The organism is Priestia sp. BR_2 (assembly GCF_041954005.1).
GTDB lineage: Bacteria > Bacillota > Bacilli > Paenibacillales > Paenibacillaceae > Paenibacillus_AQ > Paenibacillus_AQ lautus_A.
Map to the genome: position 1 here is coordinate 2501 of NZ_JAVFHM010000252.1, position 23780 is coordinate 26280.

Genomic DNA, 23780 nt, shown 5'->3' on the forward strand with positions numbered 1-23780 from the left:
AGAGAAAACAAGAGTGATTCCGTCAGTAGCGGCGAGCGAACGCGGAACAGCCTAAACCAGAGAGCTTGCTCTCTGGGGTTGTGGGACGTCTCACATGGAGTTACAAAGGAACATATTAGGCGAAGAGGTCTGGAAAGGCCCGCTATAAGAGGTAAAAGCCCTGTAGCCGAAAGTATATTCCCTCCGAGACGGATCCCGAGTAGTGCGGGGCACGTGAAACCCCGTATGAATCCAGCAGGACCATCTGCTAAGGCTAAATACTCCCTAGCGACCGATAGTGAAGCAGTACCGTGAGGGAAAGGTGAAAAGCACCCCGGAAGGGGAGTGAAATAGAACCTGAAACCGTGTGCTTACAAGAAGTCAGAGCCCGATTCTTAAGGGTGATGGCGTGCCTTTTGTAGAATGAACCGGCGAGTTACGTTCCCATGCAAGGTTAAGGCGAGAAGCCGTAGCCGCAGCGAAAGCGAGTCTGAATAGGGCGACTTAGTATGTGGACGTAGACCCGAAACCGTGTGATCTACCCCTGTCCAGGGTGAAGGTGCGGTAACACGCACTGGAGGCCCGAACCCACGTATGTTGAAAAATGCGGGGATGAGGTGGGGGTAGCGGAGAAATTCCAATCGAACTCGGAGATAGCTGGTTCTCCCCGAAATAGCTTTAGGGCTAGCCTCGGAATGAAGAGTCGTGGAGGTAGAGCACTGATTGGGTGCGGGGCCCGCAAGGGTTACCAAGCTCAGTCAAACTCCGAATGCCATAGACTTATATCCGGGAGTCAGACAGTGAGTGCTAAGATCCATTGTCAAAAGGGAAACAGCCCAGACCATCAGCTAAGGTCCCCAAGTGTGTGTTAAGTGGGAAAGGATGTGGAGTTGCACAGACAACCAGGATGTTGGCTTAGAAGCAGCCACCATTTAAAGAGTGCGTAATAGCTCACTGGTCGAGTGACTCTGCGCCGAAAATGTAACGGGGCTAAACACACCACCGAAGCTATGGCTTGAATCGACTTCACTGCTTCTTTGAGGTAGTGAACACTGAGATGAACATTTTTGTCAGGCTTGAGATGAAATCAAGAATGACCAAATGCTCTCAGGGGATCAACACACTTCGAAGGCGGAGTGAAGTCGATTCAGGGGTAGGGGAGCGTTGTATGTAGGTTGAAGGTGTACCGTAAGGAGCGCTGGACAGCATACAAGTGAGAATGCCGGTATGAGTAACGAAAAGATCAGTGAGAATCTGATCCGCCGAAAGCCCAAGGTTTCCTGAGGAAGGCTCGTCCGCTCAGGGTAAGTCGGGACCTAAGGTGAGGCCGAAAGGCGTAATCGAAGGACAACAGGTTGAAATTCCTGTACCACCGTAAACCGTTATGAACGATGGGGTGACGCAGGAGGGTAGTGACGCGGACTGATGGATGTCCGTCCAAGCAGTGAGGCTGATGTGTAGGCAAATCCGCACATCGTAAGGCTGGGCTGTGATGGGGAGTGAAAATTACAGTAGCGAAGGTCATGATCTCACACTGCCAAGAAAAGCCTCTAGTCAGGTGAAGGTGCCCGTACCGCAAACCGACACAGGTAGGCGAGAAGAGAATTCTAAGGCGCGCGGAAGAACTCTCGTTAAGGAACTCGGCAAAATGACCCCGTAACTTCGGGAGAAGGGGTGCCTCGGTAGGGTGAATAGCCCGAGGGGGCCGCAGTGAAAAGGCCCAAGCGACTGTTTAGCAAAAACACAGGTCTGTGCGAAGCCGTAAGGCGAAGTATACGGGCTGACGCCTGCCCGGTGCTGGAAGGTTAAGGGGAGCGGTTAGGGGTTAAACCCGAAGCTGTGAACCGAAGCCCCAGTAAACGGCGGCCGTAACTATAACGGTCCTAAGGTAGCGAAATTCCTTGTCAGGTAAATTCTGACCCGCACGAATGGCGTAACGACTTGGGCGCTGTCTCAACGAGAGATCCGGTGAAATTTTAATACCTGTGAAGATGCAGGTTACCCGCGACAAGACGGAAAGACCCCATGGAGCTTTACTGCAGCTTGATATTGGATTTGGGTACGATCTGTACAGGATAGGTGGGAGCCTTTGAAGCATGAGCGCCAGCTTGTGTGGAGGCGACGTTGGGATACCACCCTGATCGTATCTAGGTTCTAACCTGGTACCGTGATCCGGTACGGGGACAGTGTCAGGCGGGCAGTTTGACTGGGGCGGTCGCCTCCTAAAGAGTAACGGAGGCGCCCCAAGGTTCCCTCAGAATGGTTGGAAATCATTCGAAGAGTGCAAAGGCATAAGGGAGCTTGACTGCGAGACCTACAAGTCGAGCAGGGACGAAAGTCGGGCTTAGTGATCCGGTGGTACCGCATGGAAGGGCCATCGCTCAACGGATAAAAGCTACCCTGGGGATAACAGGCTTATCTCCCCCAAGAGTCCACATCGACGGGGAGGTTTGGCACCTCGATGTCGGCTCATCGCATCCTGGGGCTGAAGTAGGTCCCAAGGGTTGGGCTGTTCGCCCATTAAAGCGGTACGCGAGCTGGGTTCAGAACGTCGTGAGACAGTTCGGTCCCTATCTGTCGTGGGCGTAGGAAATTTGAGAGGAGCTGTCCTTAGTACGAGAGGACCGGGATGGACGTACCGCTGGTGCACCAGTTGTTCCGCCAGGAGCATGGCTGGGTAGCTACGTACGGACGGGATAAGCGCTGAAAGCATCTAAGCGTGAAGCCCCCCTCAAGATGAGATTTCCCAGTATGTAAGACCCCTTGAAGACGCCGAGGTAGATAGGTTGGAGGTGGAAGTGCAGCAATGCATGGAGCTGAACAATACTAGTCGGTCGAGGGCGTATCCAAAATATATTTCAATGAGCTGCAAATATCGTTTCGTATCTAGTTTTCAGGGAATCAATCTCTGTAACTGCATACAAGTTATGATGGAGAGATACCCAAGTGGCTATAAGGGGACCCTCTGCTAAGGGGTTAGACTGCGTAAGCGGTGCGAGGGTTCGAATCCCTCTCTCTCCGCCATTTGAATAACTTGGATGCAATAAGGTTTATATGGCGGTGTAGCTCAGCTGGCTAGAGCGTACGGTTCATACCCGTGAGGTCGGGGGTTCGATCCCCTCCGCCGCTACCATACATACCTGGAGGCTTAGCTCAGCTGGGAGAGCATCTGCCTTACAAGCAGAGGGTCGGGGGTTCGATCCCCTCAGCCTCCACCATGTATTTTTTTATTACCTTACCATGCCGGTGTAGCTCAATTGGTAGAGCAACTGACTTGTAATCAGTAGGTTGGGGGTTCAAGTCCTCTCGCCGGCACCATCTTTAATAATGCGGAACTGTGGTGTAGAGGCCTAACATGCCTGCCTGTCACGCAGGAGATCGCGGGTTCGAATCCCGTCAGTTCCGCCATTATTTACAAGCTTCAGGGATGAGAATCCATAACCGGGTTCGTCGGAGCATATCCTCGTTAGCACAGACTTCGCAGTCTCGAACGAAGAGAGAGTATTCCGTCAGTTCCGCCATTATTACTCCTAAGGAATAAAAATGGTCGGTTTTCCACAGATTAAAGTGGGAAGTGTTGCACTCCGCACTTTATTTTAATGTTATTCATGTTTGGCTCGGTAGCTCAGTCGGTAGAGCAGAGGACTGAAAATCCTCGTGTCGGCGGTTCGATTCCGTCCCGAGCCACCTTTATATTTTGGAGGATTAGCGAAGTGGCCAAACGCAGCAGACTGTAAATCTGTTCTCGTCCGAGTTCGGTGGTTCGAATCCATCATCCTCCACCAGTAATAAGAGCCATTAGCTCAGTTGGTAGAGCACCTGACTTTTAATCAGGGTGTCGAAGGTTCGAGTCCTTCATGGCTCATCCGAAAGGGTCGTCAACGTTGTTGACGGCTCTTTTTGTGTTGTTTTTACTGAACTATTTCCCAAAGCACACGGACTTAAAGAGAAGGAATTGTCGTTTGTACAGGATGATATGCTAAAATAAGAAAAAACGATAAAGTGGTGGAGTCATCAATGGTGGAGATGGAGCATATCGTTCAGAAACTGGAGCAGACCTTGGGTACCTCACTCGGCTTAAAAACATTGAATGAGCAGGAATCGCTATGGCTCACGGAATCGATGGCGATCACTTCGCGATTCGGTGACCGGTTAGGTCGTGAAGAAAGCGATACAAGTTCAATTCGCCGTGGAGAAAGCGTAAGCTCAAACACAACACGAATGGTTGATGGTGCTTATGTGCATAAGGAGCTTGGTGAGATTTGGTTTCCCGTTAATCAACAGGATCTGAGCCGAGTAATCGTGGCGGATTCCAATGCTTTGACGGAGTCGGAGATTGGGCTTGTCGCTCTTTTATTGGCGAACCTTCAGGAAGCGCCTTCAGGCGCGATGTCAAAGAATGCAGCCAAGGTTGAAGAAGAACGGCGCGCCCAGCAGTTGGGCGGTTGGTTGAAAGAGCGCCTTCAAGCCGGCGAGCTGCTTGCTGAACTGCCGGATGAGATGCTGATTCGGACAAGCTTGACGGAGGAAATGGTCCCCTTTCTACTCATTCATGAGAGCGAGCATGCTCCCACGCCAAGTTATAAAGCGTTGCTGCGGTTGTTGCGAAGTTATTTTGACGGGGATATCGTTCTTGTGCCGCTGCTGGATAAGGAATGGATTATCCTTGCCAATCAAGAGCTGTTGGGCGGCATAACGACGGATGATAAAGAGGAAGCATCCTCGGAAGCCGATCAGGATTTGCTGTCCTTATTCTGTATGGGGCTGTACGAGCTCATTTCAACGGAATGGGTGGGCGATTTTCATATTTCGGCGATCCCGGCAGTCAATGCGCTTCATGCTTTGCCGCAGACGGTTGGCATGCTGCGAGAGACCATGACCATCGGGCGTACTTTTCAGGTCAAGGAGCATATTCATCTGTCGACCGGTCTTCATCTGGAACGTCTGGTCTACAGCATTCCTGAGTATCAACGGAATCAATTCCTGCGGGAGTACGCTGCCGGACATACCGACTTATTCGAGGACAGTGAGACTTTATCGACGCTGGAGTCTTTTTTTGAATTGGACTGCAATGTGAGCGAGACGGCCAAACACCTGTATATTCACCGAAATACGCTGCTGTACCGACTGGATAAGATCAAACAGGAGACGGGGCTTGACGTTCGCAGCTTCAGTGACGCGGTATTGGTGAAAATAACGCTTCTATTGTATAAAGTGACGAAAAGGAAATAGGTTTTTTGTGCAGATTGTGTATAGCAAGTCAGGTGCCTATGGGGTAATATAAGATTATAAATTAATTGTATTCGATTTCATAACATTCATATGAGGGGGCAAATGCACATGGCTGGTGTACGCTTAGAGCATATTTACAAAAAGTATGCAGGTGCGGATAAAGCAACTGTAATTGACGTTAATTTGGATATTAAAGATAAAGAATTCTTGGTATTGGTAGGTCCTTCCGGTTGCGGTAAGTCTACGACACTTCGTATGATCGCAGGTCTTGAGGAAATTTCCGAGGGTAAACTTTACATTGGCGACCGCGTTGTTAACGATGTAGCACCTAAAGATCGTGACATCGCGATGGTATTCCAATCCTACGCCTTGTATCCGCATATGAACGTATATCAGAACATGGCATTCGGTTTGAAACTCCGTAAAGTGAAGAAAGACGAAATCGATAAGCGTGTACGTGAAGCAGCGAAAATCCTGGATATCGAGCATTTGCTCGAGCGTAAACCGAAAGCTCTTTCCGGTGGTCAGCGTCAACGTGTTGCCTTGGGCCGTGCGATTGTCCGTGATCCACAAGTCTTCTTGATGGATGAGCCGCTTTCCAACTTGGATGCGAAACTCCGCGGTCAGATGCGTGCTGAAATTACTAAGCTGGTGAAGCGCCTTGAAACCACTTGTATCTATGTAACGCATGACCAAACAGAAGCTATGACGATGGGTGACCGTATCGTTGTTATGCAGGATGGCATCATTCAACAAGCGGATTCTCCAGAGCAGCTGTACAACAATCCGAACAACCTGTTCGTTGCTGGTTTCATTGGTTCCCCAACCATGAACTTCATCAACGGTAAATTGTCCGAGCAAAACGGTGGCGTATACTTCACTTCCCAGGGCTTGAACGTTCAAGTTCCAGGAGGTAAAGCACAATTGCTCAAAAATAAATCCATGATTGGCAAAGAAGTAATCATGGGTGTTCGTCCGGAAGATATTCATGAAGAGCCAGTATTCCTGGAAGCTTCCCCGAACACAATCTTCACAGCGAAAGTGGACGTAACCGAGAACCTTGGTCACGAAATGCTCTTGTACCTCAGCGGCTTGGGCACCGACACAGTTATCGGCCGTGTAGACGGACGTTCGACTACTCGCGAAGGCGACAATGTGAAATTGGCACTCGACATGAACAAAGTTCATATCTTTGATAAAGAGTCTGAATTGAACGTATTGCTCGAAGATTAATCTTCAGCAATCGAGATCTCTTGAAAACCGCCCCTCAAGGGGCGGTTTTTTTAGGAGAAAAAGACATAAAACTAGGCAGTTTGTGCCCTTATCCGAAGGGTTCAGGCAGTTCTAGCAGACGGTAGAAGTGGTCCTAGGGTAAAAGTGTGTAAAGCAGACAACCAATTGTCGATATAGAAAGAGAGTTATCTTTAGTAATAGAACATCTGTTTTTTAGTCGCAGTATGCCATAGCAGCGTAGCTTCACTCCTGGATAAGTCCAATGTCCTGCTATCGGATAGCCGGTTAGAATTGCATTCATTGGCTTTTTTCGATAAGATAAGCACAAAGCAAGGCATACATAAGCATTGAACGTATGGGTTGTTGGGGCGTATTCCATGAAGCATGACCGACCGCCGGCAAGGCTTGTGACGTCCTATTTAATTAGTAAAGTAACCGATCATGAAATATATCATCCAAAACGAGCCGTGCAGCATGCCGGTTGCGTTGTGATGTCAACATACAATGGAAGAAGAGGGGTAAGACCATGGCCAAGAAAGTGAAGGTATCCGAGCTGGTCCAGCAGTTTCAGCTGGAGGTCATCGCAGGTGAGGAAGGCTTGAAACGTCAGATTACAACGGACGATCTGAATCGCCCGGGATTGGAAATGGCCGGTTATTTTGAGTACCATCCGCGGGAACGGGTTCAGCTTATGGGGCGCACGGAGCTGGCTTTCTTCGGAATGCTGAAGCCGGAAGAGCGGAAAGAACGCATGCGCAGCCTGTGTACGGAAGAAACGCCTTGCATCGTGGTTACGCGTTCCCTGGAAGTGCCGGAAGAGCTGGTGGAGCTCGGCAATGAAAGAGGTTTGCCCGTGCTGCGCAGCAGCATGGCGACGACCATCCTGACAAGCCGATTCACGAGTTTCCTGGAACGCAGACTTGCGCCAACGACGACCATCCACGGGGTATTGTGCGATGTGTATGGCGTGGGGATGCTGATCACGGGCTCGAGCGGTATCGGGAAAAGCGAAACGGCTCTGGAACTCGTCAAACGCGGACACCGCTTAATCGCGGACGACGCGGTGGAGATCCGCCAGACGTCGGATTTTCAGCTGCATGGAACAGCGCCTGAGCTGATTCGCCATCTGCTGGAGATTCGCGGTGTCGGTATTATTAACGTTATGACGTTATTCGGTGCAGGTGCCGTTCGGAATAATAAACGGATTACGCTTGTTGTTCGATTGGAGGCCTGGCAGCAGGATAAACAATATGATCGTCTGGGATTAGATGAAGAGACAACACGAATTATAGAGACGGATATCCCTCTGGTCACCATTCCGGTTCGTCCAGGACGTAACCTTGCGGTTATTATTGAAGTGGCAGCTATGAACTACAGATTGAAGCAAATGGGACTGAATGCTGCACTGCAGTTTACGAACAAGCTGACGGCAACGATTGCTGAAGATATGGACGATTTGGACTAGGACTAGGGAGGGTTATAAGTGATGCAAACATTGCTCATCGATCCGGTGGCGTTCTCCATCGGATCGCTGCGTGTTCATTGGTATGGCTTGATTTTGGGCCTGGGTGCCTTGGCAGGTCTGCTGCTGGCCATTCGCGAAGGGAAGCGTTTTGGCATTCCGCAGGAATTTTTCATGGATTTGCTCTTGCTTGGGGTTCCTTCCGCTATTATCGGTGCTCGTATTTATTATGTAGCTTTTAAATGGGAAGACTATAAGGATAACTTCCTGGATGTGTTCAAAATATGGAATGGCGGGATTGCGATATTCGGCGCCTTGATCGGCGCCATTATCTGTGCGTTGATCTATGTTCGCCGAAAAGGCTACAACTTCTGGCGAATTGCCGATATCTGTGCGCCGTCCTTGTTGGCCGGCCAGATCATTGGACGCTGGGGTAACTTCGTTAACCAGGAAGCCTATGGCGGTCCTGTCAGCGAGTCTTTCTTGCGCGGAGAGCTGCATTTGCCTGATTTTATCGTGAATCAAATGAACGTACAGGGCGTATTCCATCACCCTACCTTCTTATATGAATCGCTGTGGAACCTGTTGGGTATCGTCATACTGCTTATCATTCGCAGACAGAAATTTCTGCGGGCAGGCGAACTCTTCATCGGGTACTTCATCTGGTATTCCATCGGCCGGTTCTTTATTGAAGCGGTGCGGACGGACAGCTTGGCTTTTCAAGGGGCCACAGGACTTGCCGATTTCATTAACAATACGTTATGGGCACCGATGACATGGATGGGCTTTGAACTGGGCCACCTGGATCCGGCTTATGGCAACATTCGAATCTCCCAGCTGCTGTCCGTGTTGATCGTCATTGGAGGCATCGTGCTGATCATCGTGCGCCGTGTGACGGGCCGCGCCAATGTGCGTTATTTGGACCCGATCGTGTCGACGAAGACGGGAGCAGGTCCAACGCCGGAAGCCGATCTTCAAACGAACAAAACCGTCAAGTCTTCTGCGCCGGCTCCTGCTAAACAGCATAAACAGGCCGCAGAACCGGAGGAAATGGCGGATAAAGACGTTGTTACCCAAGCAGAGGAGACAGAGGTCAAATCCTCACCACGGGCAGAAGAAGACACTCCGACAATAAAACCGGATACGGAGGACAAAAAGGAGTAGTTGCAGCATGATCGAAACCGTACTGTTTGATTTGGACGGCACCATTATCGACACGAATGAATTGATTATCTCATCGTTTATGCATGTTTTCGAGGCGCAGGCCCCGGGACCGTTGACCAGAGAGCAGATCATTCCGCATATGGGAACCACGCTGGAACAGCAGCTGCAGGCTTTCTCAGGGGGCGTCGAGGATGTCAGTCCGCTTATCAAAGCCTATCGCTCTTTCAACACGATCCATCATGATGACATGGTCAAACCATTCCCGCATGTGAACGAAGTCGTGGAGCGTCTTCATCGTCACGGGCTTTCGCTCGGGATCGTAACCACCAAGATCCGTCCTTCCACCATGATGACGCTGGAGAAGTACGATCTGGAGCGCTTCATGTCGGCGATTGTTACGGTAAACGACGTGGAGCATCCGAAACCGCATCCGGAGCCCGTTCTGACGGCGATTGAGCAGCTGGGGGCCAATCCGGCCACCACTTTGATGATCGGAGACAGTCCGGTGGACATTCAGTCTGCCAAGGCGGCGGGCGTGAAGGCCGCCGCTGTAGCTTGGTCCCTCAAGGGTGAGCAAAAGCTGATGGAGTACGGGCCGGATTTTATATTGAAGGATATGAGAGATCTGTATGAAATCGTAGGACTTCAAGAGGAATAGGAGTTTTGGCAGCATGGCCAGAAAGATTACCCGTTATCCTGTAGAAGGCCCCAACGCGTTATGGCAAATCTACCGCACCGTGAGCCCGTTCAAGGGCGTCAAGAACTTCATTTTTATCCAGATCGCCCGGTATTGTCCTATCCTGCCTATGAAGAATTGGATCTATCGCCATATGCTCGGGATGAAAGTGGGGAAGCATACCGCGTTTGGACTGATGGTCATGGTGGATGTGTTTTTTCCGGAGAAAATAACCATCGGCGAGAATTCGGTCATCGGCTACAACACGACCATTCTGGCTCACGAGTATTTAATAAAGGAATATCGTTTGGGTGAAGTGCGGATCGGGGAGAACGTGCTCATCGGCGCGAATACCACGATTTTGCCTGGCGTAACGATCGGAGACGGCGCGGTCGTTGCTGCCGGATCTGTCGTACATAAGGATGTGGCACCAGGTGTTTTTGTAGGCGGGAATCCATTGCGAGAGCTGAAGAGGACATCGACGGAAAGCGAGTCAATTTGAGGTAATGTGACAAGTCAGGTTCTCAAGCTTGCTGAATTGTTGTAGAATGAGTAAAGGATAACCTGACACAAAGCGAACAATAGTCCCCGGGGTATGATGGCCTTGAGGGACTTTTTTGCCCGTCCATTCGCATACATTGACTCTATCAACAAACTCGAAAACAAGGAGGCGACGCCTGACATGGGTGCAACGCTGAACAAAAAGGAAAGGCTGCCGCAGCTCGATATCTATCGTGCGCTGGCCATCCTGGGCGTGCTTCACGTTCATGCGACTTCATTTGCAACGGTGGATGCGATTGATTCGCGATTCTATTATATTATTAATTTTTTGAATATTTTCTTTAAATACGGTACGCCCTCTTTTATATTCCTAAGCAGCTTTGTGCTGTTCTATAACTATGCGGACCGGCCGCTGACCAAGGACTTGATCAAAAACTTCTACAAACGGCGGCTCTTGTACATTTTGCTGCCGTACGTGTTGTTCTCGATCATCTACTTCTTTGTGCGGATGTATCAGAACGGGATGCTGAACAGTTCGTTTGATCTATGGGCACAGATGCCGCTATTCTTTGAACGCTTGGCTCGAGGGCAGAATTATACGCACTTATACTTTGTATTTATCAGTTTGCAGTTCTATATTCTGTTTCCGATCTTCCTCAAGCTGTTCAAATCCTCACGGTTTCTCGTAAGGTGGGCGGTGCCGATCGGATTCCTGCTGCAATGGGGTTTCATCATCTGGAACAAATACGAGCTGCAGTACACGTTTAAAGGCAGCTTGGCCATTTCGTATTTAGCCTACTATATGCTGGGCGCTTATCTGGCGATGAATTACGATAAATTCAAGGGCTGGCTGACGTCATCATGGAAAAAGCAAACCTCTGGTCAAAGAGCAGGCACGATCGTGTTATGGGCCGGCTGGCTCGCGATGGCGCTGACGCATGTGCAGATTTGGTACAATCAGAGATTGCATGGCGCCAAATATGATTCCCTATTGTACGAGTTGTTGTGGAATCTGCACACCGTGTTCTCCGCGATAGTGCTGATGCAGCTGGCGAGCTGGCTGTATAGCAGCGGCTGGAAACTCATCGTGAAAGTGCTGACGCGGATTGGCGAGCTGTCTTTCGCGATCTATCTCGTGCACCCGCTCTGGCTGTTCCTGTATCGGGAATTCGATCCGAAGCTGAATCCGGTAACCGATGATTATCTGATCTGGATATACGGGGGGATGGTAACGGCATTGATCGTCAGTGCGTTAGTGGTGCAGACGGTGTTCCGGTGGATTCCAGGGTCGTGGATGCTGCTGGGCAGCGTTCCTCGATCATTGAAGCCATCCTCGAAAGCACCTGCGACACCATCGCAGAGAAAAGACACCGTTACGGGCGACAGCAAGAAATCGGTCGATCTATAGGAACATCAGGCCTAATGTTAAAACTTCTTATCCTTCATCATGAAGCAAAGCCGTCCGGGCTGCCGGGCGGTTTTTTTATTGGCGCCATCCGGATCCATGCAGGGGTTCAGCCAATTAGACAAGCAAGCCACGCTGGTCCGTTCTTGTGTTACAATTATACCCAGAAGTTAGACGGATCTATTGATGCGTAAGGCGGGTACCGACAGAGAACGATACATAGCAGAACGCATGCGTATGCATTGACGATCAGGCAGGATTCATGGTAATATAGCCAATATCCTTTAATTTATTAGCAAGGTACCACTTTACCATATTAAAGACTTTTACTGAATTTGAGGTGGAGCGTCATGTCTAAACCGAAAGGCTTCGAGAAACCGGCAGGTGTTCGTGATTATCTTCCTCATGCGGTCACCAAGCTGCGTCGGATTGAACGCGAAGTGCTTGCATGCATGGACCGCTGGGGTTACCGGCAGATTATGACACCAACGATGGAATATTACGATACGGTAGGCGTGGCAAGCTCTACGTCGGACCAGAAGCTGTTTAAACTATTGAATAAACGCGGAACGACGATGGTGCTGCGTTCCGATCTGACCGCTCCCATAGCGCGGGTCATGTCCTCGCTGCTGAAGGATGAGCCGCTTCCGGTGCGTTTGTCTTACCATGCCAATGTATTTCGCGCCATTGAGGAGGAAGCGGGGCGGGAAGCGGAATTCTTCCAGACCGGCGTCGAGCTTGTGGGCGATGATACGCCGGAAGCCGATGCCGAAGTGATTGCGCTGGCCATCGAATCCCTGAAGGCGGCAGGCGTGGAGAAATTCAAAATCGCGATGGGTCATATGGGTTATCTGAATGGCCTGCTTCAAGAAGTGCTGCCGGATCGGACGGAGGATCAGGAGAGCCTGAAGCAGGATTTGCTGAACCGCGACTACGTCGGATACCGCAACACCATTGCCAGCCTGAGCCTGACGGAGGTACAGCAGGACCAGCTGGAGGGAATCCTGAAGCTGCGCGGAGGCAGGGAGATTGCCGGGCAAGCTCTCGAGATTAGCAGCAATGAACTCGCGAGAGCTTCTATCGAGCATCTGAGCAAGGTATGGGAAGTGCTCGAGGCTTACGACGTCTCCAGGCATGTTCTGTTTGACTTGACGATGCTCGGAGACTTCTCCTATTACACGGGAATGACGTTCGAGGGTTATGCTGCGGAGCTGGGCTCTCCCGTCGCAAGCGGCGGTCGTTACGACAAGCTGCTTCGGCAGTTTGGCCGTGCCGTTCCGGCAACAGGCTTTGCACTCAAGACCAATCGCATTCTCGATGGGGTGCAAGGAGAGGAGATTGTCGAGGAATTGCCCATACTGATCCGGTACACGGCTTCCCATCGAAAGGAAGGACTGGCTAGAGCCTCAGAACTTCGGGCGCAGGGACATTCCGTCATCACTTCGATCATACCGGATTCGGCCAATGTCCGAGATGCCGAGGTACCCGTTGTGTCCGGCAGTCTGCTCAATAGAGGATACCGAGAGGTCATTACCCTTCGGTAGGAAGCGGATCTATAACGATTATCATATAAGTTTAAGGTCAGGAGGATTCGAACGTGGCGGAAACGTTGAAAGTAGCGATGCCCAAAGGGCGCATATATAAAAAAGCATCCGCGCTGTTCCGTTCAGCCGGACTTCCGATACCCCTCGACGTGGATGAGACGCGCAAGCTGGTCATTCCCTTGCCGGAGGCAGGAATGGAATTTATTCTGGCGAAGCCGGTGGATGTGCCGACTTATGTGGAATACGGCGTGGCGGATATCGGTATCGTCGGCAAGGACGTGCTGATGGAAGAGAACAAGGACGTCTATGAGCTGCTTGATCTCGGCATTGCGCGGTGCAGGATGTCGGTCATCGGCTTGCCGGACTGGAAGCCGGGCATCAGGCAGCGGGTTGCCACCAAATATCCGAACGTGGCTTCACAGTATTTCCGTGAGCAGGGCCAGCAGGTTGAAGTGGTTAAACTGAACGGTTCCATCGAGCTTGCACCGCTCATCGGCTTGGCAGACCGGATCGTGGATATGGTGGAAACAGGCCAAACGCTTAAAGAGAACGGACTTGTAGAGATGACCAGCATCTTTGAAATTACAAGCCGCCTGATTGCCAATCGCGTCAGTTATCGGATGAAGAATGATGAAATTCAGGCATTGTGCGATCGGCTGCAAACGGTCATTATGTCTGAGGGAGCGAATATTTAGCGCTAAGAAATAAGGCACCAACTGGATGAGCATGGATGATCGAATGGATCATCCTTCATTCATTAAGAAACGCTATGCATGTAACATGATGGAGCGGGATTGGGGGAGATTAAGATGAAGGTAGTATCAGCACGGGACTTTGAGCTGAAACGGGAAAATGATTACGGCACACCAGAGCAGAATGAAGTCGTGAAGGCGATTGTGCGGGATATTCGGTCCGAAGGAGATGCCGCCTTGCTGCGGCATACCGAACAATTGGACCGTGTCCGTCTGACCGCAGGTCAGCTTCGCGTAACGGATGAGGAGCTCAAGGCAGCTTATGATCATGTGGAGCCTTCGTTCGTGAAGGCGATACAAGCCGCGGCAGACAACATTCGCGCATTTCATGTGAAGCAGAAGCGGAATTCCTGGATGGATCTACAGCCGGACGGCAGCATCTTGGGACAAATCATTCGTCCGTTGAAACGCGTCGGTGTCTATGTGCCCGGTGGAAAGGCAGCCTATCCTTCATCCGTGCTGATGAACGTGATCCCGGCCCAAGTGGCAGGCGTGCCCGAAATCGTCATGGTCACTCCCCCGGCAACCGGCGGGAAGGACGGAATCAATCCCTATATTCTGGTGGCTGCAGCGGAGGCAGGCGTTACGGAAATCTACCGCGTAGGAGGAGCACAAGCCATTGCGGCATTGGCCTACGGCACGGATACCATTTCCCCCGTGGATAAGATTTGCGGGCCCGGCAATATTTACGTTGCCCTGGCCAAACGTGAAGTGTACGGCGCAGTCAATATTGACAGCCTGGCCGGTCCAAGCGAGATTGCGGTATTGGCCGATGAACATGCAGATGCTTCGTATATTGCAGCGGATCTGCTTTCCCAAGCTGAGCATGACGAGATGGCATCGGCCATTCTCGTGACGCCTTCCCGAAAGCTGGGCGAAGCCGTTGCCGCCGAAGTAGAGCGGCAGCTTGAGCTGCTGCCGCGGCGGGACATCGCCCGCGCTTCCGTGGACAGCTATGGCGCGGTGATTGTCACGGAATCCCTTCAGGAAGGGATCGAAGTCATTAACCGTTTAGCGCCGGAGCATCTGGAGATCGTGACGGAGGAGCCGATGGCGATCGTGGGCCAGATCGAGAACGCAGGCGCGATCTTCCTGGGACCGTACAGCTCGGAGCCGGTAGGCGATTATTTTGCAGGACCGAACCATATTATTCCGACGAATGGGACGGCACGGTTCGCATCGCCAGTGGATCTGGACGATTTCATTAAGAAATCGAGCTTGATCTACTACAGTAAAGAAGCGCTGCTGCGCGACGGAGAACAGATCATGGAGCTGGCCCGGCGCGAGGGGCTTGAGGGCCATGCCCGGGCGATCGAGATCCGGCTTGAACAAGAACGATAAGAAATCAGACCAGAACAAGCATCATTTGTTCATCATAAAAATTCCGTATAGAGGAGGCAATCCACGTGAGCAGTTTGGATGCAGCAGCAAGATCAGCCGGCGTGAGCCGCAAAACCAATGAGACCGACATTGCCCTGGATTTCAATGTCGATGGGACTGGGATTTCGGAATTGGAGACCGATGTGCCGTTTCTGAATCATATGCTTGATTTGTTCACTAAGCATGGCCAGTTTGATCTTCGCGTCAAGGCAAAGGGCGATATCGAGATCGATGACCACCACACGGTGGAGGATATCGGGATCTGCTTAGGGCAGACGTTCCGCGAAGCGCTGGGAGATAAAAAAGGCATCAAACGTTATGCCAGCGTGTTTGTGCCGATGGATGAGACGCTTGCTCAAGTCATCGTGGATATCAGCAACCGCCCGCATTTTGAATACCGGGCGGAGTATCCTTCGCAGCAGGTAGGCTCTTTTCATACCGAGCTTGTCCATGAATTTCTGTGGAAATTGGCGCTGGAAGCCCGGATCACGCTGCATGTCATCGTTCATTACGGTCACAATACCCATCATATGATTGAAGCGGTGTTTAAGGCGCTCGGCCGTGCATTGGATGAGGCGACCACCGTGGATCCGCGGGTGACCGGCGTACCGTCCACGAAGGGAGTGCTCTAAACGATGGCCATTGCAATCGTGGATTACGGCATGGGCAATCTGCACAGCGTGAGCAAAGCGGTAGAGCGGCTTGGGTATCAGCCGCTCGTTACGGGGGAGCGGGAGGAGCTTCTGGCGGCGGATGGCATCATTCTGCCCGGAGTCGGCGCATTCGGAGATGCCATGGAGCAGCTCCGCGAAGCCGCACTGGACTCGGTCATGAAGGAAGCAGCGGAGTCGGGAAAACCGCTGCTGGGGATCTGTCTCGGCATGCAGCTCCTGTTCAGCCGGAGTGAGGAGCATGGCAAGTATGAAGGGCTGGATATCCTGCCCGGATCGGTTGTGCGGTTTGCGGGTGGGGACTACAAGGTGCCGCATATGGGCTGGAATTCATTGCAGTTCGAGAAGCGGGAGCACCCGCTGTTTGCGGGACTTGAGGAAGGTCATGTGTATTTTGTCCACTCGTATCATGTTCTTCCTGAGGTTCAGGCTGATTTGCTGGCGGTTACCGATTACGGTCAGCCAGTAACGGCCATCGTGGGCCGCGGTTCGGTGTACGGCATGCAGTTCCATCCCGAGAAGAGCGGGGAGCTTGGCATGAGCCTGCTTCGCAATTTCTTGGCTTTAACGTAAGGCGAACGAATAGACCAATTGGAAAGTGGGAATGGGGATGTCCTCTTTTATCATATATCCGGCAATCGATATTCGCGGCGGCAAATGCGTCAGGCTGGTCCAAGGCGATTATAATCAAGAAACGGTGTACAATGACAATCCGCTCGAGGTAGCCAAATCGTGGGAGGAGCAGGGCGGCACCTTTATTCATCTCGTGGATTTGGACGGCGCGAAGGCAGGTCAGCCGGTGAATGACGACATCATCGGGAAGATTGCATCCAGCGTCCAGGTTCCGGTTCAAGTAGGCGGAGGCCTGCGCACGCTGGCGGATGTGGAGCGGCTGCTGTCGCTCGGCGTCAGCCGGGTGATCATCGGCACGGCAGCGATCGAAGACCGCGTCTTTACGGAAGAGGTGCTGGGCAAATACGGGGATAAGGTGGCCATCGGCATCGACGCGCGCAACGGATACGTCGCAACGAGAGGCTGGCTGGAAACGTCGGAGGTTCAAGCCGAGGTGTTGGCAAAAGAATTAGCGGCCAAAGGAGCGGAAACCTTCATCTTCACCGATATTTCCCGCGACGGCATGATGCAAGGACCAAACGTAGAGGCGATTGTCTCGCTGGCCAAAGCCAGCGGCCGCTCGGTCATCGCTTCGGGCGGCGTGACGAAGCTGGACGATCTGCTGGCGCTCAGCGCGCACAGCGGGGACGGTGTAGGCGGAGCGATCGTGGGCAAGGCGCTGTATACAGGCAATATTGATCTGAAAGAGGCTGTTACGCGAATCCAATGAGGATTTGAACCAGTGTCTGTTCGAATCATCATGGATCGATAGAGTTCATATAGGGGAAGAGGGGAAAGGCATGCTGGCAAAACGGATCATACCTTGTCTGGACGTGAAGGACGGCCGGGTGGTAAAGGGCGTAAACTTTGTGAATCTCCGCGATGCGGGCGATCCCGTGGAATTAGCGGCGCTCTACGACCGGGAAGGCGCAGATGAGCTTGTCTTTTTGGATATATCGGCTTCGGTCGAAGGCCGGGCGACGATGGAAGAAGTCGTTCGGAGAACGGCAGGGGAAATCGCCATTCCTTTTACCGTGGGCGGAGGCATTTCGTCCGTGGAGGACATGAAACGGATTCTTCGGGCGGGCGCGGATAAAATCGGAATGAATACGGCGGCGGTCAAGCAGCCGGAGCTCATCTCCGCCGGGGCGCGCAAATTCGGGTCCCAATGTATCGTCGTGGCGATCGACGCCAAGTACAACGATGCGTGGGGAGAATGGGAAGTGTACACGCACGGCGGACGTACGCCTTCCGGCATCAAGGCGCTTGATTGGGTGAAGCAGGCGGAAAGCCTGGGTGCGGGCGAGATTCTGTTGACCAGCATGGATGCGGACGGAACGAAGGACGGCTTCGATCTGCCGCTGACATCGGCCGTCGCCTCGACCGTTCAGATCCCGGTCATTGCGTCCGGCGGCGCCGGCAAAGAGGATCACTTCTATGACGTATTCACTCAGGGCAAGGCGGATGCGGGTCTTGCTGCCACGATTTTCCACTATAAAGAGATCTCGATCCCTCATCTCAAGTTGCAGCTTAGCCAAAAAGGAGTGGATATACGGTGAGCGAAGATATGTTGAAAGATTTATCCCTGGAGCAGGTCAGCGAGCATATCCGTTGGGATGCCGCGGGCCTGGTGCCGGCGATTGTACAGGATGCAGAGAGCAAGCAGGTGCTGATGATGGCTTATATGAACCGGGAATCGCTGCGATTGACGCTGGAGAGCGGCGAGACTTGGTTCTGGAGCCGTTCGCGCGAAGAGCTGTGGCATAAGGGGGCAACTTCCGGAAATGTACAGAGCGTGGTATCGATGACATACGATTGTGACGGAGACACCCTCTTGCTGCAGGTGAATCCGAATGGACCTGCCTGTCATACCGGACAAACGACCTGCTTCCACAATGAGATTACCGTTCAAGGGCAGGAGAGCGAGCCTGCGAGCGAGGGGACGGCTGCGTCCGGCGAGCGCTTCGCGGTACTTGCCGAGCTGGAAGAGGTCATTGCCCAGCGTGAAGTGGAACGGCCGGAAGGGGCCTATACGACCTACCTGTTCGATAAAGGCGTGGACAAAATCCTTAAGAAGGTGGGCGAAGAAGCTTCCGAAACGATCATCGCCGCCAAAAATAAAGACAACGCCGAGCTGAAGCTTGAAGTCAGCGATCTGATCTATCACCTGCTGGTACTCCTTCAGGAGCGGAAGCTCCCGCTGGATGAGATCATGGATGAGCTGAGCCGCCGCCATGAACGGCCGCGCCGCGATTAGGAGGCCTGCTCGATGCATATTGATTACCATACCCACCATGCCCGGTGCGGGCATGCTGAGGGGCAGCTGGAGGAGTACGTACGACGCGCCATTGAACTCGGGATGGATCAATTGGGCTTGTCGGATCATATGCCGTTGATTCACGTCAACCCGGAAACGTATTATCCGGAGATGGCCATGCCGATGGATGAGCTGCCGCGTTACGTGGAAGAATGCCTGCAGCTGAAGGAGCGCTACAGAGGGCAGATTGACATTCGGATCGGACTCGAAGGCGATTATATCGAGGGCTATGAAGAACAGATCGAGCGGATCGTGAAGGACTATCCGTGGGATTATGTCATCGGATCGGTTCATTTTCTTGGCGAATGGGACATCACGGATTACCGCCAGACCCAGGGCTGGGAGGGCAAGGATCCGCTTGAAGTCTATCAACAATATTATGATGCGGTGCAGAAGGCTGCCGCAACCGGCTTCTACGATATCATGGGCCATCTGGACGTGATCAAGCGGTTCGGTTATGGGCCGGGCCCCGAACAGAAGCCGGACGTGATCGCATTGGAGCAAGCAGCGCTTGCGGCCGTGGCCCGGAGCGGGAAGGCGATGGAGCTGAATGCCTCCGGTTTATCGAAGGCCTGCGAGGAGATGTTTCCAAGCCGGCGAATGCTGGAGGAAGCGATCAAGCTGGGCATTCCGTTGACTTTAGGGTCGGATGCTCATCAGCCCATGAAGCTTGGCGAGCATCTGGATCAGGCCCGGGCACTGCTGTCGGAGCTTGGTGTTCGGGAGCTTGCGACCTTCCGTAATCGGAAGCGGGAGATGGTGCTTTGGAATGTGGAAGGAAACGATGTATAATAAAGACAAGCACTAATTGCAAACAGGTTCATTGCAGACGGCTGTTTTCCCCTCCAGACACTACCCTCGACGGGTTGCGGAGGCGAGAACGGCCTGATTTGACGATAACGCTTTCAATCCATCGTTGCATCGGCCGACTACTAACCACTCTCGTCAGGAGGTCCTCATGTATCGTTCATTACGATTGTTCGCCGGAACTTCCAACCCGGCGCTTGCCGCCAGCATCAGCCAGCAGTTGGGCGTTGAATTGGGAAAGATCAAGATTTCCCGCTTTCAAAGCGGCGAGGTTTATGTCCACTATGAAGAAAGCATCCGCAATTGCGACGTTTTTCTGCTGCAGTCCTTTTCTCACCCTATCAACGAAATGTTCGTAGAGCTGCTCGTGATGATCGATGCCGCCAAGCGTGCTTCCGCCAGAACGATCAACATCATTGTTCCGTATTACGGTTATGCCAGACAGGAACGAAAGGCCGCGCCGCGAGAGCCGATATCGGCCAAAATGGTAGCCGACGTGCTGACCACAGCCGGTGCCAACCGCGTGATAACCATTGATCTGCATGCACCTGCCATCCAGGGGTTCTTCAATATACCGGTGGATCATCTGACTGCGCTGGATTTGATTACGGAGTATCTGAAGTCCAAGAATATCGAGAATCCGGTTATCGTTTCTCCCGATGCCGGACGGGCGAAGACGGCCGAGAAGCTTTCGAGCCGCCTGGGATCGCCGTTTGCCATGATGGTCAAGCAGCGTCCTGCCCATAACGAAGCGGTTATAACCCATGTCATTGGGGACGTGGCGGGACGCACGCCGATTATTATCGAAGACTTGATTGACACGGGAACCACCATCGTGCAGGTGGTGGAAAGCTTAAAGGAACGGGGGGCCAATAATGCCATTGTGTGCGCGACCCATGGCCTGTTCTCCGGTGAAGCACTTGACCGTCTCGACCATGCTCATATCGAGGAGATCGTGGTCACGGACTCCATCGTGCTCCCGGACCATCACTGCAAGATGCGGTTAAAGGTGCTGTCTGTTGCGCCTATGCTGGCCCAGGCCACTCACATTATCATCGAGGGCGGATCGATCGCCACTTTATTCAAAGACGCCGGTGTGTAAACTGGTGTCTTTTTTCTGCAAATGACGTCGTAACTTGTGTTATACTGTTGTGGATAGAGGAGCAAGTTAAAGGAGGTGCCTTGCTTTTCGTGAATGGTCATCCATATGGGTCCAGTGACCCCCACAATGTTATATCTATCGAAATGAATGCTAATTTCTTCTTCGATCGCGCGGTTCGTTCGCTAGATCGTTACCAATATGACAAGGCTCTGAAATATTTTCGCAAAGCTGTTGAATATGAACCCGATAATCCGGTGAATCATTGCAATATGGCGGGTATATTATCAGAGACGGGAGATTATAAAGCTTCCAACGATGTGCTGGCTCATATTCTGGAGCAGGTTGACCCGTTGATGACGGAATGCTATTTCTATATGGCGAACAATTATGCCAATATGGAACAGTTTGAGAAGGCGGAAGAAGCGCTTGTCACCTATCTGGAGGAAGATCCTAACGGTCAATTTCTGGATGAGGCCGAGGAAATGATGGAGCTGCTCCATTACGAGCTGAATCGTCCTGCCAAGCTGAACCGGATCAAGAGCCGCGAAGGCGTGGTCGAACATGAGCATGCCCGGGCACTGCTGGAGGAAGGGAAATTCGCCCAAGCGGTCAAGCTGTTGGAGGAAATCGTCAAGGATAATCCGGATTTTCTGGCTGCGCGCAACAATTTGGCCCTGGCTTACTACTATATGGGACGTTTCGATACCGCGAAGCGCACCATTGGCGAGGTGCTGGATCAGGAGCCGGGCAATCTGCACGGTTTATGCAATCTGGCCATCTTCTTTCAGCATGAGGGAAATCAGGAGCAGCGCGACCGATTGATGGACATGCTAACGGTAACGGTTCCGTTTCATCTGGAGCATGTGTTTAAGCTTGCTACGACGATGGGCATATTGGGGCAGCACGAAATTGCCTACGGTCATTTTCGCCGATTGCTGAAAGAGGATGAGTTTAACGGAGATCCAAGCCTGTATCATTATACGGCCGTTGCGGCCTGCAACAGCGGTTATTACGACAAGGCCGAGAAATATTGGCGGCAGGCGCTGAAGCTGGACGGAGATTCGGTGATTCCGGATTTCTATTTGGCCCAGCTGCAAAAGCGTAAAGAAACCGGTACCGATCAGATGAAAGCGAGTTACCACTATCACCTTCCGTTCGAAGAGCAGTTCAAACGCTGGGAGCATGACGGCGATAAACTGACGGAGGAAGCGAAGCAGAATCCGCTGATTCGTTCATCGTTCTTCTGGGCGCTCCGGCATGGCGATCCCCAGACCAAGCTGCAGGTGATCCGGACGCTGGAATTGATCGCCGATGAAGAGGTGCAGCATGCGCTGCAATCGTTCCTGCAGGAGCCGGGAGAGGACGCGGAGCTGAAGGATGCCGCCCGCCTGGTGCTCCAGCAGATGGAGGCCGCAAGCAATCGGTTGAAGGAGCGTCGCGACGATCGCGATTTATCCGGGGGCAAGACCCGCGAGGTGCTCCCGGATTGGCTGCCTTCCTGGAAGGCGGTGCTGGAGAAGGCCGAGCAAACCATGGACATGCGGGTTGACGCCTTTTGGAAAAAGGAGATGGAGAATCTCTGGTCCGAATTCCTGAGCCGGCTGTACCCGGATATTCCGAACATTCGGAATGTCGAGGGCTGGGCAGCGGCATTGGAATATCTGACGGCCAAGAAGCGCGGACGTACCCTGACTTATGAACAGGTGGCTGTCCGTTACGGGATTTCCCCATCCACCGTGAGCCGTTATGCACGTCAAATGGATAGCGTATGTGAAACGAAAGCACAACCGGATGATAGTTTCCGGCCATTTACGGAAAACATTTAAGTAAGAGCCCATATTCGGATACTTAGGAGACCTTGGTACATGATGGTACATGAAGATTCCGTAAGTCCTGAATAGGATAATAGCATGCAACAGAAATCGACACCTTAAAGGAGGCCGTATTCTATGTACAAATCAATCGTAATCGGAACAGGACCTGCCGGATTGACGGCAGCCATCTACTTGGCACGCGCAAACCTGAAGCCGCTCGTGATCGAAGGAATGCAACCGGGAGGCCAGCTGACGACAACGACGGAGGTCGAGAACTTCCCTGGATTCCCGCAGGGCATCATGGGTCCCGAGCTGATGGATAATATGCGTCAACAAGCGGAACGCTTCGGTGCAGAGTTCAAGAGTGCCTGGGTCGAGTCCGTTGATTTCTCCGAGCGTCCGTTCAAGGTGAATGTCGAGGGCATGGGCGAGCTTCTGGCCGAGTCCGTGATTATCTCGACGGGAGCTTCCGCGAAGTATCTCGGAATTCCGGGAGAGCAGGAGAACGTTGGACGGGGCGTAAGTACATGCGCCACATGCGACGGGTTCTTCTTCCGCGGAAAAAAAATCATTGTCATCGGCGGCGGTGACTCCGCAATGGAGGAGGCCAGCTTCCTGACGCGTTTCGCTTCCAGCGTAACGGTGGTGAACCGCCGCACCGAGCTGCGTGCATCTAAGATCATGCAGGATCGCGCGCGCGAGAACGAGAAGATACAGTGGGCTTTGGACCGCACGCCGGTTGAGGTGGTAACCAGCGAAACCGGAGTTAAAGGGCTGAAGGTCCGCAACAACGAAACGGGCGAGGAAGAATTGATCGAAGCGGAAGGCGTGTTCGTGGCCATCGGACATACGCCGAACACGGGCTTCCTCGGCAATCAGATCACAACCGATCCGACCGGCTACATCCTGGTTAAACCAGGAACGACCGAGACGAACATCCCGGGCGTATTCGCCTGCGGCGACGTTCAGGATACGCGTTATCGCCAAGCCATCACGGCTGCAGGAACAGGCTGTATGGCCGCTATGGATTGCGAGAAATATCTCGAGGGCCACATGGTCCATGATTGGAGCGAGACGCTGAATAAGTAATTCCTTGCCTAAGGGATTATCTATTGAAAAGAAGAAGCCC

General features: G+C 52.4%; 19 protein-coding genes, 8 tRNA genes and 1 rRNA gene (1 of these 28 cut by a window edge). All 28 read left to right on the forward strand.

Going from position 1 to position 23780, the window contains the following annotated elements; translation table 11 throughout:
* Positions 1-2829 (forward strand): 23S ribosomal RNA (locus RB298_RS19970); it begins 220 nt to the left of the window's first position.
* Positions 2830-2911: 82 nt separating this feature from the next.
* A tRNA-Ser gene (locus tag RB298_RS19975) sits at positions 2912-3003 on the forward strand.
* Between the two features lie 32 nt (positions 3004-3035).
* A tRNA-Met gene (locus tag RB298_RS19980) sits at positions 3036-3112 on the forward strand.
* Between the two features lie 9 nt (positions 3113-3121).
* Positions 3122-3197: transfer RNA gene (locus tag RB298_RS19985), tRNA-Val, on the forward strand.
* 24 nt (positions 3198-3221) lie between these two features.
* Positions 3222-3297 (forward strand) — tRNA-Thr (locus RB298_RS19990).
* A gap of 13 nt (positions 3298-3310) precedes the next feature.
* A tRNA-Asp gene (locus tag RB298_RS19995) sits at positions 3311-3387 on the forward strand.
* 206 nt (positions 3388-3593) lie between these two features.
* Positions 3594-3666, forward strand: a tRNA-Phe gene (locus tag RB298_RS20000).
* 12 nt (positions 3667-3678) lie between these two features.
* A tRNA-Tyr gene (locus RB298_RS20005) sits at positions 3679-3764 on the forward strand.
* A 7-nt stretch (positions 3765-3771) separates the two neighbouring features.
* Positions 3772-3844 (forward strand) — tRNA-Lys (locus RB298_RS20010).
* Between the two features lie 152 nt (positions 3845-3996).
* Positions 3997-5211, forward strand: a complete 1215-nt coding sequence (locus RB298_RS20015; RefSeq protein WP_486048222.1) for a PucR family transcriptional regulator — start codon at positions 3997-3999, stop codon at positions 5209-5211.
* A 108-nt stretch (positions 5212-5319) separates the two neighbouring features.
* Positions 5320-6444, forward strand: a complete 1125-nt coding sequence (locus RB298_RS20020; RefSeq protein ID WP_012818391.1) for an ABC transporter ATP-binding protein — start codon at positions 5320-5322, stop codon at positions 6442-6444.
* Between the two features lie 526 nt (positions 6445-6970).
* Positions 6971-7909, forward strand: coding sequence for an HPr(Ser) kinase/phosphatase (gene hprK, locus RB298_RS20025; RefSeq protein WP_009595669.1), 939 nt, complete (start codon positions 6971-6973; stop codon positions 7907-7909).
* 21 nt (positions 7910-7930) lie between these two features.
* A complete protein-coding gene (lgt, locus tag RB298_RS20030) occupies positions 7931-9070 on the forward strand; it encodes a prolipoprotein diacylglyceryl transferase (RefSeq protein ID WP_192572724.1) in 1140 nt (379 codons plus the stop codon).
* A gap of 7 nt (positions 9071-9077) precedes the next feature.
* Entirely contained in the window at positions 9078-9728 is a 651-nt protein-coding gene (gene ppaX, locus RB298_RS20035; protein ID WP_036663929.1) for a pyrophosphatase PpaX, read from the forward strand.
* 13 nt (positions 9729-9741) lie between these two features.
* Positions 9742-10248 carry an acyltransferase gene (locus RB298_RS20040; RefSeq protein ID WP_096777118.1) on the forward strand — a complete coding sequence of 169 codons (507 nt, stop codon included), beginning with the start codon at positions 9742-9744 and terminating at the stop codon, positions 10246-10248.
* 180 nt (positions 10249-10428) lie between these two features.
* Complete coding sequence (locus tag RB298_RS20045) at positions 10429-11655, forward strand: acyltransferase (RefSeq protein WP_012818395.1); 1227 nt, start codon at positions 10429-10431, stop codon at positions 11653-11655.
* A 347-nt stretch (positions 11656-12002) separates the two neighbouring features.
* Positions 12003-13196, forward strand: a complete 1194-nt coding sequence (locus RB298_RS20050) for an ATP phosphoribosyltransferase regulatory subunit (RefSeq protein WP_486048225.1) — start codon at positions 12003-12005, stop codon at positions 13194-13196.
* Positions 13197-13249: 53 nt separating this feature from the next.
* On the forward strand, positions 13250-13891 hold the full coding sequence (hisG, locus tag RB298_RS20055; RefSeq protein WP_012818397.1) for an ATP phosphoribosyltransferase: 642 nt from the start codon (positions 13250-13252) through the stop codon (positions 13889-13891).
* A gap of 114 nt (positions 13892-14005) precedes the next feature.
* Complete coding sequence (gene hisD / locus RB298_RS20060; protein WP_192570115.1) at positions 14006-15289, forward strand: histidinol dehydrogenase; 1284 nt, start codon at positions 14006-14008, stop codon at positions 15287-15289.
* A gap of 65 nt (positions 15290-15354) precedes the next feature.
* Positions 15355-15960 (forward strand): imidazoleglycerol-phosphate dehydratase HisB, encoded by a 606-nt coding sequence (gene hisB / locus RB298_RS20065; RefSeq protein WP_486048228.1) that lies wholly within the window; start codon positions 15355-15357, stop codon positions 15958-15960.
* Positions 15961-15963: 3 nt separating this feature from the next.
* Positions 15964-16572, forward strand: a complete 609-nt coding sequence (hisH, locus tag RB298_RS20070; RefSeq protein ID WP_192570114.1) for an imidazole glycerol phosphate synthase subunit HisH — start codon at positions 15964-15966, stop codon at positions 16570-16572.
* A gap of 37 nt (positions 16573-16609) precedes the next feature.
* Positions 16610-17341 carry a 1-(5-phosphoribosyl)-5-[(5-phosphoribosylamino)methylideneamino]imidazole-4-carboxamide isomerase gene (hisA, locus tag RB298_RS20075; RefSeq protein WP_486048230.1) on the forward strand — a complete coding sequence of 244 codons (732 nt, stop codon included), beginning with the start codon at positions 16610-16612 and terminating at the stop codon, positions 17339-17341.
* A 70-nt stretch (positions 17342-17411) separates the two neighbouring features.
* On the forward strand, positions 17412-18170 hold the full coding sequence (gene hisF, locus RB298_RS20080; RefSeq protein ID WP_096777122.1) for an imidazole glycerol phosphate synthase subunit HisF: 759 nt from the start codon (positions 17412-17414) through the stop codon (positions 18168-18170).
* Positions 18167-18868: a bifunctional phosphoribosyl-AMP cyclohydrolase/phosphoribosyl-ATP diphosphatase HisIE gene (gene hisIE, locus RB298_RS20085; protein ID WP_096777123.1), complete on the forward strand. Its 702-nt coding sequence runs from the start codon at positions 18167-18169 to the stop codon at positions 18866-18868. The genes hisF and hisIE overlap by 4 nt, the downstream gene beginning before the upstream one ends.
* A 12-nt stretch (positions 18869-18880) precedes the next feature.
* Complete coding sequence (gene hisJ / locus RB298_RS20090; RefSeq protein WP_486048233.1) at positions 18881-19720, forward strand: histidinol-phosphatase HisJ; 840 nt, start codon at positions 18881-18883, stop codon at positions 19718-19720.
* Between the two features lie 166 nt (positions 19721-19886).
* A complete protein-coding gene (locus tag RB298_RS20095; protein WP_486048235.1) occupies positions 19887-20837 on the forward strand; it encodes a ribose-phosphate diphosphokinase in 951 nt (316 codons plus the stop codon).
* A gap of 89 nt (positions 20838-20926) precedes the next feature.
* The gene (locus tag RB298_RS20100) at positions 20927-22663 is read left to right on the forward strand and encodes a tetratricopeptide repeat protein (RefSeq protein ID WP_486048237.1); all 1737 of its coding nucleotides are present in this window, start codon (positions 20927-20929) and stop codon (positions 22661-22663) included.
* Positions 22664-22786: 123 nt separating this feature from the next.
* The gene (gene trxB, locus RB298_RS20105) at positions 22787-23740 is read left to right on the forward strand and encodes a thioredoxin-disulfide reductase (protein ID WP_071219455.1); all 954 of its coding nucleotides are present in this window, start codon (positions 22787-22789) and stop codon (positions 23738-23740) included.
* The last annotated feature ends 40 nt before the right edge of the window (positions 23741-23780 follow it).